Annotated in this window: 15 protein-coding genes; 13 read left to right on the top strand and 2 right to left on the bottom strand. The window is 64.0% G+C overall.

The window, feature by feature from the left end; genetic code table 11:
• Nucleotides 1–49 precede the first annotated feature (49 nt).
• Both HV793_RS22085 and HV793_RS22080 read left to right on the top strand, forming a co-directional pair.
• Nucleotides 50–883: a M90 family metallopeptidase gene (locus tag HV793_RS22085; protein ID WP_119450980.1), complete on the top strand. Its 834-nt coding sequence runs from the start codon at nucleotides 50–52 to the stop codon at nucleotides 881–883.
• Complete coding sequence (locus HV793_RS22080) at nucleotides 880–1,389, top strand: NAD(P)H-dependent oxidoreductase (RefSeq protein ID WP_175213943.1); 510 nt, start codon at nucleotides 880–882, stop codon at nucleotides 1,387–1,389. Before HV793_RS22085 ends, HV793_RS22080 begins: the two co-directional genes overlap by 4 nt.
• Nucleotides 1,390–1,483: 94 nt before the next feature.
• Here HV793_RS22080 and HV793_RS22075 read toward each other — a convergent pair whose 3' ends face one another.
• Together HV793_RS22075 and pncB are read right to left on the bottom strand one after the other, a co-directional pair.
• A complete protein-coding gene (locus HV793_RS22075) occupies nucleotides 1,484–1,834 on the bottom strand; it encodes a RidA family protein (protein WP_042796825.1) in 351 nt (116 codons plus the stop codon).
• A gap of 72 nt (nucleotides 1,835–1,906) precedes the next feature.
• A complete protein-coding gene (gene pncB, locus HV793_RS22070) occupies nucleotides 1,907–3,082 on the bottom strand; it encodes a nicotinate phosphoribosyltransferase (protein ID WP_054450570.1) in 1,176 nt (391 codons plus the stop codon).
• A 156-nt stretch (nucleotides 3,083–3,238) separates the two neighbouring features.
• On the opposite strand from pncB, the gene fdxA reads away from it, so the two are divergent.
• The 11 genes from fdxA to HV793_RS22015 all read left to right on the top strand — a co-directional run bounded on the left by fdxA (nucleotide 3,239) and on the right by HV793_RS22015 (nucleotide 13,514).
• Entirely contained in the window at nucleotides 3,239–3,562 is a 324-nt protein-coding gene (gene fdxA / locus HV793_RS22065) for a ferredoxin FdxA (RefSeq protein WP_006389264.1), read from the top strand.
• Nucleotides 3,563–3,611: 49 nt separating this feature from the next.
• On the top strand, nucleotides 3,612–4,412 hold the full coding sequence (locus tag HV793_RS22060) for a ferredoxin--NADP reductase (RefSeq protein ID WP_054450568.1): 801 nt from the start codon (nucleotides 3,612–3,614) through the stop codon (nucleotides 4,410–4,412).
• A gap of 212 nt (nucleotides 4,413–4,624) precedes the next feature.
• Nucleotides 4,625–5,851: a polyhydroxyalkanoate depolymerase gene (locus HV793_RS22055; RefSeq protein ID WP_119450983.1), complete on the top strand. Its 1,227-nt coding sequence runs from the start codon at nucleotides 4,625–4,627 to the stop codon at nucleotides 5,849–5,851.
• Nucleotides 5,852–6,026: 175 nt separating this feature from the next.
• Nucleotides 6,027–6,671: an electron transport complex subunit RsxB gene (gene rsxB / locus HV793_RS22050; RefSeq protein WP_119450984.1), complete on the top strand. Its 645-nt coding sequence runs from the start codon at nucleotides 6,027–6,029 to the stop codon at nucleotides 6,669–6,671.
• Nucleotides 6,668–7,303, top strand: coding sequence for an endonuclease III (gene nth, locus HV793_RS22045; RefSeq protein ID WP_054450563.1), 636 nt, complete (start codon nucleotides 6,668–6,670; stop codon nucleotides 7,301–7,303). Before rsxB ends, nth begins: the two co-directional genes overlap by 4 nt.
• 356 nt (nucleotides 7,304–7,659) lie before the next feature.
• Nucleotides 7,660–8,433 (top strand): ABC transporter ATP-binding protein, encoded by a 774-nt coding sequence (locus HV793_RS22040; protein ID WP_054450562.1) that lies wholly within the window; start codon nucleotides 7,660–7,662, stop codon nucleotides 8,431–8,433.
• Entirely contained in the window at nucleotides 8,430–9,140 is a 711-nt protein-coding gene (locus tag HV793_RS22035; protein ID WP_013392192.1) for an ABC transporter ATP-binding protein, read from the top strand. The genes HV793_RS22040 and HV793_RS22035 overlap by 4 nt, the downstream gene beginning before the upstream one ends.
• Before the next feature lie 62 nt (nucleotides 9,141–9,202).
• Complete coding sequence (locus HV793_RS22030) at nucleotides 9,203–10,417, top strand: ABC transporter substrate-binding protein (RefSeq protein ID WP_054450561.1); 1,215 nt, start codon at nucleotides 9,203–9,205, stop codon at nucleotides 10,415–10,417.
• A gap of 97 nt (nucleotides 10,418–10,514) precedes the next feature.
• On the top strand, nucleotides 10,515–11,402 hold the full coding sequence (locus HV793_RS22025; protein ID WP_054450560.1) for a branched-chain amino acid ABC transporter permease: 888 nt from the start codon (nucleotides 10,515–10,517) through the stop codon (nucleotides 11,400–11,402).
• Complete coding sequence (locus HV793_RS22020; RefSeq protein WP_054450559.1) at nucleotides 11,399–12,382, top strand: branched-chain amino acid ABC transporter permease; 984 nt, start codon at nucleotides 11,399–11,401, stop codon at nucleotides 12,380–12,382. Before HV793_RS22025 ends, HV793_RS22020 begins: the two co-directional genes overlap by 4 nt.
• Before the next feature lie 106 nt (nucleotides 12,383–12,488).
• Nucleotides 12,489–13,514: an ABC transporter substrate-binding protein gene (locus HV793_RS22015; RefSeq protein WP_054450558.1), complete on the top strand. Its 1,026-nt coding sequence runs from the start codon at nucleotides 12,489–12,491 to the stop codon at nucleotides 13,512–13,514.
• Nucleotides 13,515–13,524: the final 10 nt, after the last annotated feature.

The raw sequence follows: 13,524 nt of genomic DNA, 5'->3' as shown, positions 1-13,524 counted from the left end.
GACACCAAAAGCAGCCGCTAGCCCCGGCATATGGAAGGAACCGAAGCTTATGTTGCGCTGGCTCAAGGGCCGGGGCGCCCGCCCCTCCGCGGTGGCCGAAATGCAGGCCCGCATCTCCCCGGAACTGTGGCAACAGGTGCTGGACGCCCACCCGTTCCTGGCGGCATTGAAAGCCGATGAAGCGGCCCAGTTGCAGGCGCGTTCGGCCTGGCTGCTGGCCAGCAAGCACATCAACGGCGCGCAAGGACTGGAGGTCTCGGACTTCATGCGCCTGAGCATCGCGGCCCAGGCCAGCCTGCCCATCCTCAACCTGGCGCCCGAACTGTATGAAGGCTGGGACGAGATCATCGTGTACCCCGCCAGCTTCCGCATCCCGCGCTCGCGCCAGGACGATGACGGCGTGGTGCACGAATACCTGGAGGACGCCGCCGGCGAAGCCTGGGAAGGCGGGCCGCTGGTGCTGTCCTGGGAAGACACGCAGTTCTCCGACGGCGGCTTCAACGTGGTCATCCACGAGTTCGCCCACAAACTGGACCTGCGTTCGGGCTATGCCGACGGCATGCCCTCTCTGGCCGCGCACCCCGAACTCAAGCCACAGGCCTGGCGCCGCATCCTGGACGACAGCCTGGACCGCTTCATCGCTGCCGTGGACGCGGTCGAGGCCGCCATCCCGCATGATGTGGATCCGGAAAGCGAGGCCGCCGACGCCTGGTACGGCCAACTGCCGATGGACCCGTATGCCGCCACCGACGAAGCCGAGTTCTTCGCGGTCAGCTCGGAACACTTCTTCGTGGATCCCTACCCCATGCACGAAGCGCTGCCGCAATGGTATGGGCTGCTGCGGGCCTACTACCGGCAGGATCCGCTGGAACGCTACGCATGAAACAGCTGCTGATCGTGTGGCATTCGCGCACCGGCGCCGCGCGGCAGATGGCCGAAGCCGCTGCGCGCGGGGCGCGCGCGGCCGCCGCGCAACTGGAACAGACGGCAGACCTGGACGTGGTCTTGCGGCGCGCCGCCGACACGCAGGCCGAAGAAATGCTCGCCAGCCAGGCCTACCTGTTCTGCGCCCCCGAGAACCTGGCCTCGCTGAGCGGCGAGATGAAGGAATTCTTCGACCGCAACTATTACGCGGTGCTGGACCGGATACAAGGCTTGCCCTACGCCAGCGCCATCAGCGCGGGCAGCGACGGCGCGGGCGCGGCGCGGCAGGTCGAGCGCATCTGCACGGGCTGGCGGCTCAACGCGCTGGCGCCGGCGCTCATCGTCAACATGGGTGCGCAGACGGCGCAGCAGATCCTGGCGCCCAAGATCGTGGCCGGCGCGGATATTGCGAAATGCGAGGAATTGGGCGGCCTGCTGGCCGCGACGCTGTTGCTCGGGCAGTAGCCGGCACAACGCGGGATGATGAGACGGGTGGCGCACGCGCCAGCCCGCCCCGTGCACGCATCAGGCGCCCGGGGCGCCCGACGCGGCAGGCGTCTTAGACGGCAGCCGTCACGACGATTTCGACCTTGTAGTCCGGATTGGCCAGGCGGGCTTCGACGGTGGCGCGCGGAGGCGAATTGCCGTCGGCGACCCAGGCGTCCCAGGCCTTGTTCATGCCATCGAATTCCTTCATGTTGGCCACGTAGATCTGGGCCATCAGGATCTTGGTCTTGTCGGTGCCGGCTTCGGCCAGCAGGCGGTCGATCGTGGCGAGCACCTGTTCGGTCTGGCCGGTGATGTCCAGCGTGGAATCGTCCGGCACCTGGCCGGCCAGGTACGCGACGCCGTTGTACACGGCCATGTCGGACAGGCGCTTGGCCACGTGGAAGCGCTTGATGCTGCTCATGAATAGTCCCCTAGATTCGAGTGGGTTGGGTGGAACGATACTGAAGAACCCGCAATTTACCCCGAGCCGCCGTCAGGCGGGGGGCAGCTGGAATACCTGGCGCAGATAGGCCAGGTAGGCCGGATCGTCGCACATGGTCTTTTCCGGCGCGTCGGACACCTTGGCCACCGGCTGGCCATTGCAGCGGACCATCTTCATGACGATCTGCAGGGGCTCGTGGCCCAGGTCGTTGGTCAGGTTGGTGCCGATGCCGAAGGACACCTTGCAGCGACCGGAAAACTGGCGGGCCAGCTCGATGGCGCGCGGGAAAGTCAGCGAATCCGAGAACACCAGCGTCTTGGCGCGCGGATCCACGCGGTTCTTGCGGTAGTGCTCGAGCAGGCGCTCGCCCCAGACGAAGGGATCGCCCGAATCATGCCGCGCGCCGTCGAACAGCTTGCAGAAATACATGTCGAAATCACGCAGGAAGGCATCCATGCCGTAGACGTCCGACAGCGCAATGCCCAGGTCGCCACGGTATTCCTTGGCCCAAACCTCCAGCGCGTACACCTGCGAATCGCGCAGCCGCGGACCCAGCGCCTGGCAGGCTTGCAGGTATTCGTGGCCCATCGTGCCCAGGGGCAGCACTTCGTGTTGCTTGGCCAGCAGCACGTTGCTGGTGCCGGCGAAATGCACGCCCATCTGCGACTTCATGGTGGACACGATTTCTTCGTGCCAGATCTTGGAAAAGCGGCGCCGCGTGCCGTACTCAGCCACGCGGAAATCGGCCAGCGCCGGATCGTCCAGCACCAGGTGCATCTTGGACTGCAGGCGCTTGCGGCCCTCTTCCCAGTCGGGATTCTTGCGGGTGTTGCGGAAATAGACCTCGTTGACGATGGCCAGCACCGGGATCTCGAACAGGATCGTATGCAGCCAGGGGCCTTTGACCTCGATGCTGATTTCGCCCGGCCCATCGCCCACGCCGATGTGAATGCAGCGCTCCGGCAGATGGAACAGTTCGAGGAAATCGACGAAGTCGCTTTTGATAAAGCGCAAGCCGCCCAGATATTTAAGTTCGTCCTCGGTGAAGCGCAACTGGCATAGCTGATGCACTTCCTCGCGGATTTCGTCCAGGTAGGGACGCAGGTCGACCCCGGGCGTGCGGCATTTGTAACGGTACTCGACCTGGGCAGCGGGAAAATGATGCAGAACCACCTGCATCATGCTGAATTTATACAGATCGGTGTCGAGCAGCGAAGTGATTATCATGATGGCGCGTTTCGTTTCGCGACACCATAGCATAGAGCTCCCGCTGTTCAGGGCGAAGGGCCACTATGTCAATACGGGTATTGCCGGCACATCGGCGCGGCATTGGGTAAAATCCGCCCAACAAGACACAAAAGCCGCCGCTCCCGGAGTTCCTGAATGACCCACGTTGTCACCGAAAACTGTATTAAGTGCAAGTACACCGACTGCGTAGACGTGTGCCCGGTGGACTGTTTTCGTGAGGGTCCGAACTTCCTCGTGATCGACCCTGACGAATGCATCGACTGCGCCGTCTGCATCCCGGAATGCCCGGCCAATGCCATCTACGCCGAAGAAGACGTGCCGCAGGACCAGTTGAATTTCATCGCCCTGAATGCCGAACTCTCGCCCGAGTTCGCCAGCATCAGCCGTGCCAAGAAGCCCCTGCCCGACGCCGACGAATGGAATGGCAAGCAGGACAAGCTGCAATACCTGGAAAAATAATCCGCGAACGCCGGCCCCGCCCTGGCGGCCGGCCTCGCGCGATGTACCGATGACCGACGACTCCAAATACACGCGCCAGACCGTTACCCACGTCCACACCTGGGTGCCTGACAAGCTGTTCTCCGTGCGCGTGACGCGCGACGACGCGTATACGTTCCAGCCGGGCCAGTTCGCCCGGGTCGGTCTGCCGGAAGCCGGCGCCTCGGAAGGCGAACCCACGCTGTGGCGCGCCTATTCCATGGTGTCGGCGCCGCACGAACCCTGGCTGGAGTTCTATTCCATCGTGGTGCCCGAAGGCCTGTTCAGTCCGCGCATGGCGCGGCTGCAGCCTGGCGACTCGCTATATGTGGAAAAGACGCCCTACGGATTTCTGACCCTGGAGCGCTTCGCGCCGGGCGGCGATCTTTGGCTGCTGGCCTCGGGCACGGGCCTGTCTGCCTACCTTTCGATCCTGCGCGACCCGGCAGTCTGGCGGGCCTACCGCCGCATCATCCTGGTGCACGGAGTGCGCACCGCCGCGGAGCTCGCCTACCGCACCGAAATCGAATCCTGGCGCAACCAGCCGGCGCTGGCCGAGTTCTTCGCGGCGGATCCGCAGAAACTCGTCTACCTGCCCATCGCCACCCGCGAAGCCCTGCCCGGCATGCCGCAGGAACGCCTGACCACGCTGATCGCCGACGGCCGCCTGGAGCAGCTCGCAGGCCAGCCGCTGGACCCCGAGCAGGCCAAGATCATGCTTTGCGGCAATCCCGACATGCTGGCCGACGCCCGCAAGCTGCTGGGCGAACGCGGCTTCAAGCCTGGACGCCGCGGCATCCCCGGCAACCTGGCAGTGGAAAACTACTGGTAGCTTCGGTCCGTCCGACTTAGTGCATAAATCCTTCTTTTGGTATGACAGCACGTTGTAAAAAGCGCCCTAAACTGGTGCTCAATGGGTATTGGGTCGCTTTTTAGCAACAGATTTGCTTTTTTTGTCGGCGTTTCTTCAGGCTGTTTAGAAATATCGTTAGTGCCCGGAGCAATAATCGGGACACACGCACGACCCAGAAGGACTTTTCTCAAATGCTGTATCAATTGCACGAAATGCAGCGCGCCTTCCTGACTCCGTTCGCTGCATTTACGGACGCCGGTTCCCAGCTGTTTTCCAGTCCCTACAGCCCTCTCGCCTATACCCCGATCTCCCGCCAGATGGCAGCCGGGTATGAGCTGATGACCCGCATCGGCAAGGAATACCAGAAGCCTGCCTGGAACCTGCCCACCACCGAAATCAACGGCAAGTCCGTCCGCGTCATCGAAGGCGTGGCCATCGACAAGCCGTTCTGCCGCCTGCTGCACTTCCAGCGCGATGTCCGCCACACGGGCCGCGACGATCCCAAGGTCCTGCTGGTGGCGCCGCTGTCCGGCCACCACGCCACCCTGCTGCGCGACACCGTGCGCGCCCTGCTGCCGGCCCACGACGTCTACGTCACCGACTGGGTCGACGCCCGCATGGTGCCGCTGTCGGCCGGTCCGTTCCATCTGAACGACTACGTGCGCTACGTGCAGGATTTCATCCGCCACCTGGGTCCGGACGTGCACGTGATTTCCGTGTGCCAGCCGACGGTGCCGGTGCTGGCCGCCGTCTCGCTGATGGCCTCCGCCAACGATCCCTGTCAGCCGCGCAGCATGGTGATGATGGGTGGTCCCATCGACCCGCGCCAGTCGCCCACGCAGGTCAACCGCCTGGCCACGACCAAGCCCTACAGCTGGTTCGAGAACCAGGTCATCCATCCGGTGCCGCCGCGCTATCCGGGCGCGGGCCGCAAGGTCTACCCGGGTTTCCTGCAGCACGCGGGGTTCATGGCCATGAACCCCGACCGCCACATGAAGTCGCATTACGACTTCTACCTGGACCTGCTGCGCGGCGACGACAGCGACGCCGAAGCGCACCGCCGCTTCTATGACGAATACAACGCCGTGCTGGACATGCCGGCCGAGTTCTATCTGGACACGATCCGCATGGTGTTCCAGGAGTTCCAGCTGCCCAACGGCACCTGGGAAGTGGACGGCAAGCTGGTGCGTCCGGCGGACATCAAGAAGGTCGCCCTGCTCACCATCGAAGGCGAACTGGACGACATCTCGGGCCAGGGCCAGACGCGCGCCGCCATCAAGCTGTGCAAGAACATCCCGGCCGAGCGCAAGACGCACTACACGGCGCCCAATTGCGGCCACTACGGCATTTTCTCGGGCCGCCGCTGGCGCGAAATGATCTGTCCTAAAATTGCCGAATTCATCCGGCAATCTGCGTAGGATGGGTGTAGCGCGAGTCAAGCCGGACTAGAACCCGGACCTCCGACGCGCGCAACCCATCAAACAGCGGTGACTGGAAATCTCAGCGCTGTTTGATGGGTTGCGCGCGATTCGCGTTTGGGGTCCCTGATTCCTGCCTTTCGCGCCCCCGTCCCACGATTTCATCTTCACATCCATGTCCTGTCGCTCATTGGCCGACCGCATCGATGCCTTGCTACCCCAGACGCAATGCACCAAGTGCGGATACGACGGCTGCCGGCCCTATGCCGACGCCATCGCGGACGGCTCCGCCCCGATCAACCGCTGCCCGCCCGGCGGCGACGACGGTATCGCCGCGCTGGCGGTCCTGCTCGATACCCCCATCCTGCCGCTGGACGCCACCCGCGGCGAACCCGGCCCGCTGCTGGTCGCGCGCATCGACGAAGCGCACTGCATCGGCTGTACGCTGTGCATCCAGGCCTGTCCCGTGGACGCCATCGTGGGCGCCAACAAGCATATGCATACCGTGCTGGCCGACTGGTGCACCGGCTGCGACCTGTGCGTGGCGCCCTGTCCGGTCGATTGCATCCAGATGGTGCCGGCAGGTCGCGCCTGGAATTCGCAGGATGCCGCCATCAGCCGCCAGCGCCACCGCAGCCATCTGGCACGCACCGAACGCCTGGCTGCCGACAACGCGCGCCTGATGGCGCCCGAAGCGGCTGCCGCGCCCAGCGCTTCCGCTCCCGCCGCCGACGAGGCGCGCAATGAGGACCGCAAGCGTTCCGCCATTGAATCCGCGCTGGCCCGCGCCCGGGCCCGCCGCAACCCCACTCAATCATGAACGCAGCCAAACGCCGAGAGATCTTCGCCCGCTTGCAGGCCGCCAACCCGCATCCGACCACCGAGCTCGAATACGACACGCCGTTCCAGTTGCTGATTGCCGTGCTGCTGTCGGCGCAGGCGACCGACAAATCGGTCAACATCGCCACGCGCAAATTCTTCCCCGCTTACGGCACGCCGCAAGCCCTGCTGGCGCTCGGCGAAGAAGGCTTGGCCGACTACATCAAGACCATCGGCCTGTACCGCACCAAGGCGAAGAACACCATCGCCACCTGCAAGATCCTGATCGAGCAGCACGGCGGCGAAGTACCGCAGACTCGCGAAGCGCTCGAAGCCCTGCCCGGCGTTGGGCGCAAGACCGCCAACGTGGTGCTCAACACGGCGTTCGGACAACCCACGATGGCGGTGGACACGCACATCTTCCGCGTGTCGAACCGCACCGGCATCGCGCCCGGCAAGAATGTGCTGGAAGTCGAACAGAAACTCGAAAAGTTCGTGCCGCGCGAATACATGCAGGACGCTCACCACTGGCTGATCCTGCTGGGCCGCTACGTCTGCGTGGCGCGCAAACCCAAATGCCCTCAATGCGGCATTTCCGACCTCTGCGAATTCAAGCAGAAGACGCCCGCCTGACGGCGCGTTAGCTTACGCGCCGACACGGCATTCGGTGCACGCAAATCGGGTTTTCCCTCCCTCTCAAATCCATCAGGCGTTGATGACGATCAACGCATATTTGCTGCATTGCATTTCCATTATGGAAAGCCTTTATTCCCTTGTGGCGCAAGCATTGTCGGCCTGCCGACAATTGCCCATTCCGCACTGCAAAACCTATGACAAACCCTCATGGAATTTTGATAAATAGGTGCGCATACTCGCCGGCAACTCATAAGAAAACTGCGATTTCCTGAACAGTTTTCCGGACCCTGCGGGGACCTGGCGCAACGACGGCAGGTGGAGACCGAAATAAATACAACGCCGGTGCAGCGAACATGGACGACACGATCCTGGAGACAAAAGGCCTCACCAAGGAATTCCGCGGATTCGTCGCGGTCAATGGGGTCGATTTGCGTATCAAGCGGGGCGAGATTCATGCCTTGATCGGGCCGAACGGCGCCGGCAAGACCACTTGCTTCAACCTGCTTACCAAGTTTCTTTCTCCCACGTCGGGAAGCATCAAGTTCAACGGTATCGACATTACCGGCGAGCGGCCCGCGCAGATCGCGCGCCGCGGCGTGATCCGTTCATTCCAGATCTCGGCGGTGTTTCCGCACCTGACCGTGCTGGAGAACGTGCGCATCGGGCTGCAGCGCAGGACCGGCCTGTCGTTCCACTTCTGGAAAAGCGACAGGCAGCTCGCCGTGCTGAATCAGCCGGCGCGCGACCTGCTGGAGCAGGTGGATCTGGGCGCCTTCGCCAACGAAACCACCGTAAACCTGCCCTATGGCCGCAAGCGCGCGCTTGAAATCGCCACCACGCTGGCGATGGAACCCGAGCTGATGCTGCTGGACGAACCCACACAAGGCATGGGCCACGAGGACGTGGACCGCGTCACGCAACTGATCAAGCGCGTCAGCGCCGGACGCACCATCCTGATGGTGGAACACAACATGAATGTCGTGTCCTCCATCGCCAACACCATTACTGTGCTGGCGCGCGGCAGCGTGCTGGCCGAAGGATCGTACGCCGAAGTCTCCCGCCATCCGGCCGTGATGCAGGCTTACATGGGCACCACCGACGGCGAACTTCAAGGAGCGCACGCATGAGCACCCCGGCACTGGAAATTTCGGGCCTGCAGGCCTGGTACGGGGAATCGCATATCCTGCACGGCGTGGATATGCGCGTTGGACAAGGCGAAGTGGTCACGCTGCTCGGACGCAACGGCGCCGGGCGCACCACCACCCTGCGGGCCATCCTGGGCCTGACGGGATCGCGCAAGGGCTCGGTACGCATCCATGGCACCGAAGCCATCGACCTGCCCACCTACAAGATCGCCCATCTGGGCGTGGGCTATTGCCCCGAGGAACGCGGCATCTTCGCCAGCCTGTCCTGCGAAGAAAACCTGCTGCTGCCTCCGGTCGTCGGTTCGCTGGGCGGCGGCATGTCGCTGGCAGAAATCTACGACATGTTCCCCAATCTGCAGGAGCGCCGGAATTCTCCCGGCACGCGCCTGTCTGGCGGCGAACAGCAAATGCTGGCCGTGGCGCGCATCCTGCGCACCGGCGCCAACCTGCTGCTGCTCGACGAAATCTCCGAAGGCCTCGCCCCTGTCATCGTGCAGGCGCTGGCTCGCATGATCACGGCGCTGAAGCAGCGCGGCTACACCATCGTCATGGTGGAGCAGAACTTCCGCTTCGCAGCGCCCCTGGCCGACCGCTTCTACGTCATGGAGCACGGCCAGATCGTCGAGCACTTCGAAGCCGCAGAACTTTCAGAAAAACAGGACACGCTCAACGAACTGCTGGGCGTCTAGAACCTGTGTCATCCGCCGGAAATCCGGCAACACTACACCGTAGGGAAGAGAGGAGTCATCCCATGAAGCTGCACACCATCACTGCTGCACTGGCCATGGCGGGCCTGGGATTTGCTGGGGCAACCGCCCACGCGCAAGGTATCTCCGACGATGTCATCCGCATCGGCTTCATCACTGACATGTCCGGCGTGTATTCGGACATCGACGGCAAGGCCGGTCTGGAAGCCGTGCGCATGGCGATCGAGGACGCCGGCGGTTCGATCAACGGCAAGAAGATCGAAGTCGTCTCCGCAGACCACCAGAACAAGGCCGACGTGGCTTCGGCGCGCGTGCGCGAATGGTTCGACGAGCAGAAGGTGGACGTCATCATCGCCGGCACCAACTCGTCGACCAGCCTGGCCATGGCCGGCGTGGCCGCCGCGAAGAAGAAGCCCTTCATGGCAATCGGCGCGGGCGCGTCGGACCTGACCAACGCCCAATGCTCGCCCTATACCGTGCACTACGCCTACGACACCGTGGCGCTGGCGCGCGGCACCGGCTCCGCCGTGGTGAAAGACGGCGGCAAGAGCTGGTTCTTCCTGACCGCTGACTATGCCTTCGGCCACGCGCTGGAGCGCGACACCATGGCCGTGGTCAAGGCCGCGGGCGGCGAGGTCAAGGGCCAGGTGCGGGCGCCGCTGGGCGCGTCGGACTTCTCGTCCTTCCTGCTGCAGGCGCAATCGTCCAAGGCGCAGATCCTGGGCCTGGCCAACGCGGGCGGCGACACCATCAACTCGATCAAGGCCGCCAATGAATTCGGCGTGACCAAGACCATGAAGATGGCCGGCCTGCTGGTCTTCATCAACGACGTGCACGCGCTGGGCCTGCAAGCCACGCAAGGCATGTACCTGACCGACGGCTGGTACTGGGATCAATCCGACGCCTCGCGCGCCTGGTCCAAGAAGTTCGAAGCCAAGGTCGGCCGCAAGCCCTCCATGCTGCAGGCGGGCGACTACTCGGCCACGGCTTTCTACCTGAACGCCATCAAGGCCACCGGCACGGACGACGGCGACGCCGTCATGAAGTGGATGAAGTCGAACAAGGTCAACGACTTCTTCGCGCAAGGCGGTTATGTGCGCGAAGACGGCCGCATGATCCACGACATGTACCTGATGCAGGTCAAGACGCCGGCCGAATCCAAGGCCCCGTGGGACTATTACAAGGTCGTGGCGACGCTGCCCGGCGACGAGGTCTACACCAAGTTGTCCGAGTCCACCTGCAAGCTGGTCAAGAAGTAATCCAGCCCATGTGCCCCAGACGCGACCCGGCGATCCTACCCGTCGGGCCGCGTTTTGATTAGCTCGCTTCCCTCCGTACGCGCAGGATTTTCATAAGATGACTGACATTTTCGGCATCCCCATACAGGCCTTGTTCGGCCAGCTTTTGCTAGGCCTGGTCAACGGCTCCTTCTACGCCATGCTGTCGCTCGGGCTGGCCGTCATCTTCGGGCTGCTGAACGTCATCAACTTCGCGCACGGCGCGCTCTACATGCTGGGCGCGTTCATCGCCTGGATGGGGCTGTCGTACCTGGGGTTGAACTACTGGGTCATGCTGATCCTGGCGCCGCTGGTCGTCGGGCTGTTCGGCATCATCATAGAAAAGCTGTTGCTGCGACACCTGTACAAGCTCGATCACCTGTACGGGCTGCTGCTGACCTTCGGCCTGACGCTGCTCATCGAAGGTCTGTTCCGCAGCTTCTACGGCGTCTCGGGTCAGCCCTACCCCACGCCTGACGCCTTGCGCGGCGCCACCAACCTGGGCTTCATGATCCTGCCGAATTACCGCGGCTGGGTCGTGGCAGCCTCCCTGGTAGTGTGTCTGGCAACCTGGTTCGTCATCGAACGCACCCGCCTGGGCGCACTGTTGCGCGCCGGCACCGAAAACCCCCGCCTGGTCGAGGCCTTCGGCGTGAACGTGCCGCGCATGATCACTCTGACCTATGGCTTCGGCGTGGCGCTGGCGGGCTTTGCCGGCGTGCTGGCCGCGCCCGTGCTGCAGATTTCCCCGCTGATGGGCTCCAACCTCATCATCGTCGTGTTCGCCGTGGTCGTGATCGGTGGCATGGGGTCCATCATGGGCGCCATCGTGACCGGTCTGGGCCTGGGCGTGATCGAAGGACTGACCAAGGTGTTCTGGCCCGAGGCCTCCAGCACGGTCGTGTTCATCATCATGGCCATCGTTCTGTTGATCCGCCCGGCCGGGCTGTTCGGAAAAGAAAAATGAATCGTCAATTCCTGGGCTATGCGGTACTGGCCATCGTGGTGGCCATTCTTCCCTTTATCGGGGTCTATCCGATCTTCGCCATGAAGATCATGTGCTACGCGCTCTTCGCCTGCGCATTCAACCTGCTGCTGGGTTTCACCGGGCTGCTGTCGTTCGGCCACGCCGCCTTCCTGGGCAGCGCGGCCTACGCCACCGGCCACGCGCTCAAGGTATGGGGCTTCCCCACCGAGGTCGGCCTGCTGTTCGGCGTGGCCGTGGCGGGGCTGCTGGGCCTGGCGATGGGCGCCATCGCCATCCGCCGCAGCGGCATCTATTTCGCCATGATCACCCTGGCGCTGTCGCAGATGGTGTTCTTCTTCTTCCTCCAGGCGAAGTTCACCGGCGGCGAGGACGGCCTGCAAAGCGTGCCGCGCGGCACCCTGTTCGGGCTGATCGACCTGTCCAAGGACCTGAACCTGTACTACGTGGTGATGGCCATCTTCGTCATCGGCTACTTCATCATCTGGCGCACGGTGAATTCGCCCTTCGGCCAGGTGCTGCAGGCGCTGCGCGAAAACGAACCGCGGGCCATCTCGCTGGGCTACGACGTCGACCGCTTCAAGCTGCTGGCCTTCGTGCTGTCGGCCGCGCTGGCCGGCCTGGCGGGCGCCACCAAGACCCTGGTCTTCGTGTCGGCCACCTTGTCCGATGCCACCTGGCAGATGTCCGGCCTGGTCATCCTGATGACGCTGATCGGCGGGCTGGGCACCTTGACCGGTCCCATCCTCGGCGCCTTCATCGTGGTGCTGATGGAAAACAAGGTGGGCGACTTCGGCCAGATGATGGCCAACCTGACCGGCGTGGACTGGTTCCTGCGCCTGGGCGAATCGGTCACCATCGTGATCGGCCTGATCTTCGTGATCTGCGTGCTGGCCTTCCGCCGCGGCATCGTCGGCGAGGTCGGCGCCTTCATCGATCGCCGCCGCGCCGCCCGCGCCTGATCCTGACAGCGCAAGCACGGGGCCGCTTTATGCGGCCCCGTTTTCATTTGGCGCGGCGGCTGCCGCCCGTACAATGAACGGCACCCAACCAAACAGGTGCCTGACCATGCGCAAACCGCATCCGCTCGCCCCCGTCCTTGGCGCCCTGGCGCTGGCCGCAGCCCTCCTTCCCGCGGCTGCTCAAGCCGCGGATTCCGCCGCGCCGGTATGCGAAGTCAAACGGCCCGTCCGCTTCAGCGGCCTGAACTGGGAATCCAACCTGGTGCTGGCCGGCATCGAACGCTATGTGCTGGAACACGGCTACGGCTGCAAGACCACGGTCGAAATCGGCGAAACCCTGCCCATGCTGGCGGCGCTGCAACGCGGCGATGTCGACGTCACGCCGGAAGTGTGGCCCGGCCAGATCGAGGGTGCATGGAAGAAGGCCCTGGCCAGCGGCAAGGTGCTGGGCGTGGGCCACGTCTACGACGCCGGCGAAGGCTGGTACGTGCCTCGCTACACCGTCGAGCGCCATCCCGAGCTGAAGTCCGCGGCCGACCTGGCGCGCTTCAAGGACGTGTTCGCCGATCCCGAAGAACCCGGCCGCGGCCGGATCTACGGCTGCCCGGCGGGCTGGGCCTGCGGCACCCTGAACGAGAACCTGCTGCGCGCCTTGAAGCTCGATAAGGACTACGCGATGTTCGCGCCCGGCTCCGGCGCCGCGCAAAAAGCCGCCATCGTGTCCGCCTACAAGCGCAAACGCGACATCGTCTTCTACTACTGGACGCCCACCTCGCTGGTCGGCGCACTGGATCTGGTGAAGCTGGAACTGCCCGCGTTCGACCAGGCCGCCTACACCTGCATGACCGATCCCAAGTGCGCGAATCCCGTGCCCACCGAGTTCAAGCCCAACCCCGTCGTCACCGGCGTGAACGCCGAGTTCGCGAAACAGGCGCCGCAGATCGCCGAATTCCTGGGCAAGCTGACTGTGCCCAGCGACGCCATCGACGCCACCCTGGGCTGGCTGGAAAACGAAGGCAAGGAACCCGAGGACGCCGCGCGCTATTTCCTCAAGCAGTACGGCCCGGTCTGGCGGCAATGGATGCCGGCGCAGGCAGCCGACCGCGTGCAGGCGGCGCTGGCGCGCGAATGACGGCGCGAAG

The organism is Achromobacter aegrifaciens (assembly GCF_902859965.1).
GTDB classification, from domain to species: Bacteria; Pseudomonadota; Gammaproteobacteria; order Burkholderiales; family Burkholderiaceae_B; genus Achromobacter; species Achromobacter aegrifaciens.
This window is presented reverse-complemented; position numbering and strand designations above follow the sequence as displayed.

What these genes read in the sequence shown, in the direction of transcription:
- HV793_RS22085 (WP_119450980.1), top strand. Translation starts at nt 50, where the DNA reads ATGTTGCGCTGGCTCAAGGGCCGGGGCGCCCGCCCCTCCGCGGTGGCC.
- HV793_RS22080 (WP_175213943.1), top strand. Translation starts at nt 880, where the DNA reads ATGAAACAGCTGCTGATCGTGTGGCATTCGCGCACCGGCGCCGCGCGG.
- HV793_RS22075 (WP_042796825.1), bottom strand. Translation starts at nt 1,834, where the DNA reads ATGAGCAGCATCAAGCGCTTCCACGTGGCCAAGCGCCTGTCCGACATG.
- pncB (WP_054450570.1), bottom strand. Translation starts at nt 3,082, where the DNA reads ATGATAATCACTTCGCTGCTCGACACCGATCTGTATAAATTCAGCATG.
- fdxA (WP_006389264.1), top strand. Translation starts at nt 3,239, where the DNA reads ATGACCCACGTTGTCACCGAAAACTGTATTAAGTGCAAGTACACCGAC.
- HV793_RS22060 (WP_054450568.1), top strand. Translation starts at nt 3,612, where the DNA reads ATGACCGACGACTCCAAATACACGCGCCAGACCGTTACCCACGTCCAC.
- HV793_RS22055 (WP_119450983.1), top strand. Translation starts at nt 4,625, where the DNA reads ATGCTGTATCAATTGCACGAAATGCAGCGCGCCTTCCTGACTCCGTTC.
- rsxB (WP_119450984.1), top strand. Translation starts at nt 6,027, where the DNA reads ATGTCCTGTCGCTCATTGGCCGACCGCATCGATGCCTTGCTACCCCAG.
- nth (WP_054450563.1), top strand. Translation starts at nt 6,668, where the DNA reads ATGAACGCAGCCAAACGCCGAGAGATCTTCGCCCGCTTGCAGGCCGCC.
- HV793_RS22040 (WP_054450562.1), top strand. Translation starts at nt 7,660, where the DNA reads ATGGACGACACGATCCTGGAGACAAAAGGCCTCACCAAGGAATTCCGC.
- HV793_RS22035 (WP_013392192.1), top strand. Translation starts at nt 8,430, where the DNA reads ATGAGCACCCCGGCACTGGAAATTTCGGGCCTGCAGGCCTGGTACGGG.
- HV793_RS22030 (WP_054450561.1), top strand. Translation starts at nt 9,203, where the DNA reads ATGAAGCTGCACACCATCACTGCTGCACTGGCCATGGCGGGCCTGGGA.
- HV793_RS22025 (WP_054450560.1), top strand. Translation starts at nt 10,515, where the DNA reads ATGACTGACATTTTCGGCATCCCCATACAGGCCTTGTTCGGCCAGCTT.
- HV793_RS22020 (WP_054450559.1), top strand. Translation starts at nt 11,399, where the DNA reads ATGAATCGTCAATTCCTGGGCTATGCGGTACTGGCCATCGTGGTGGCC.
- HV793_RS22015 (WP_054450558.1), top strand. Translation starts at nt 12,489, where the DNA reads ATGCGCAAACCGCATCCGCTCGCCCCCGTCCTTGGCGCCCTGGCGCTG.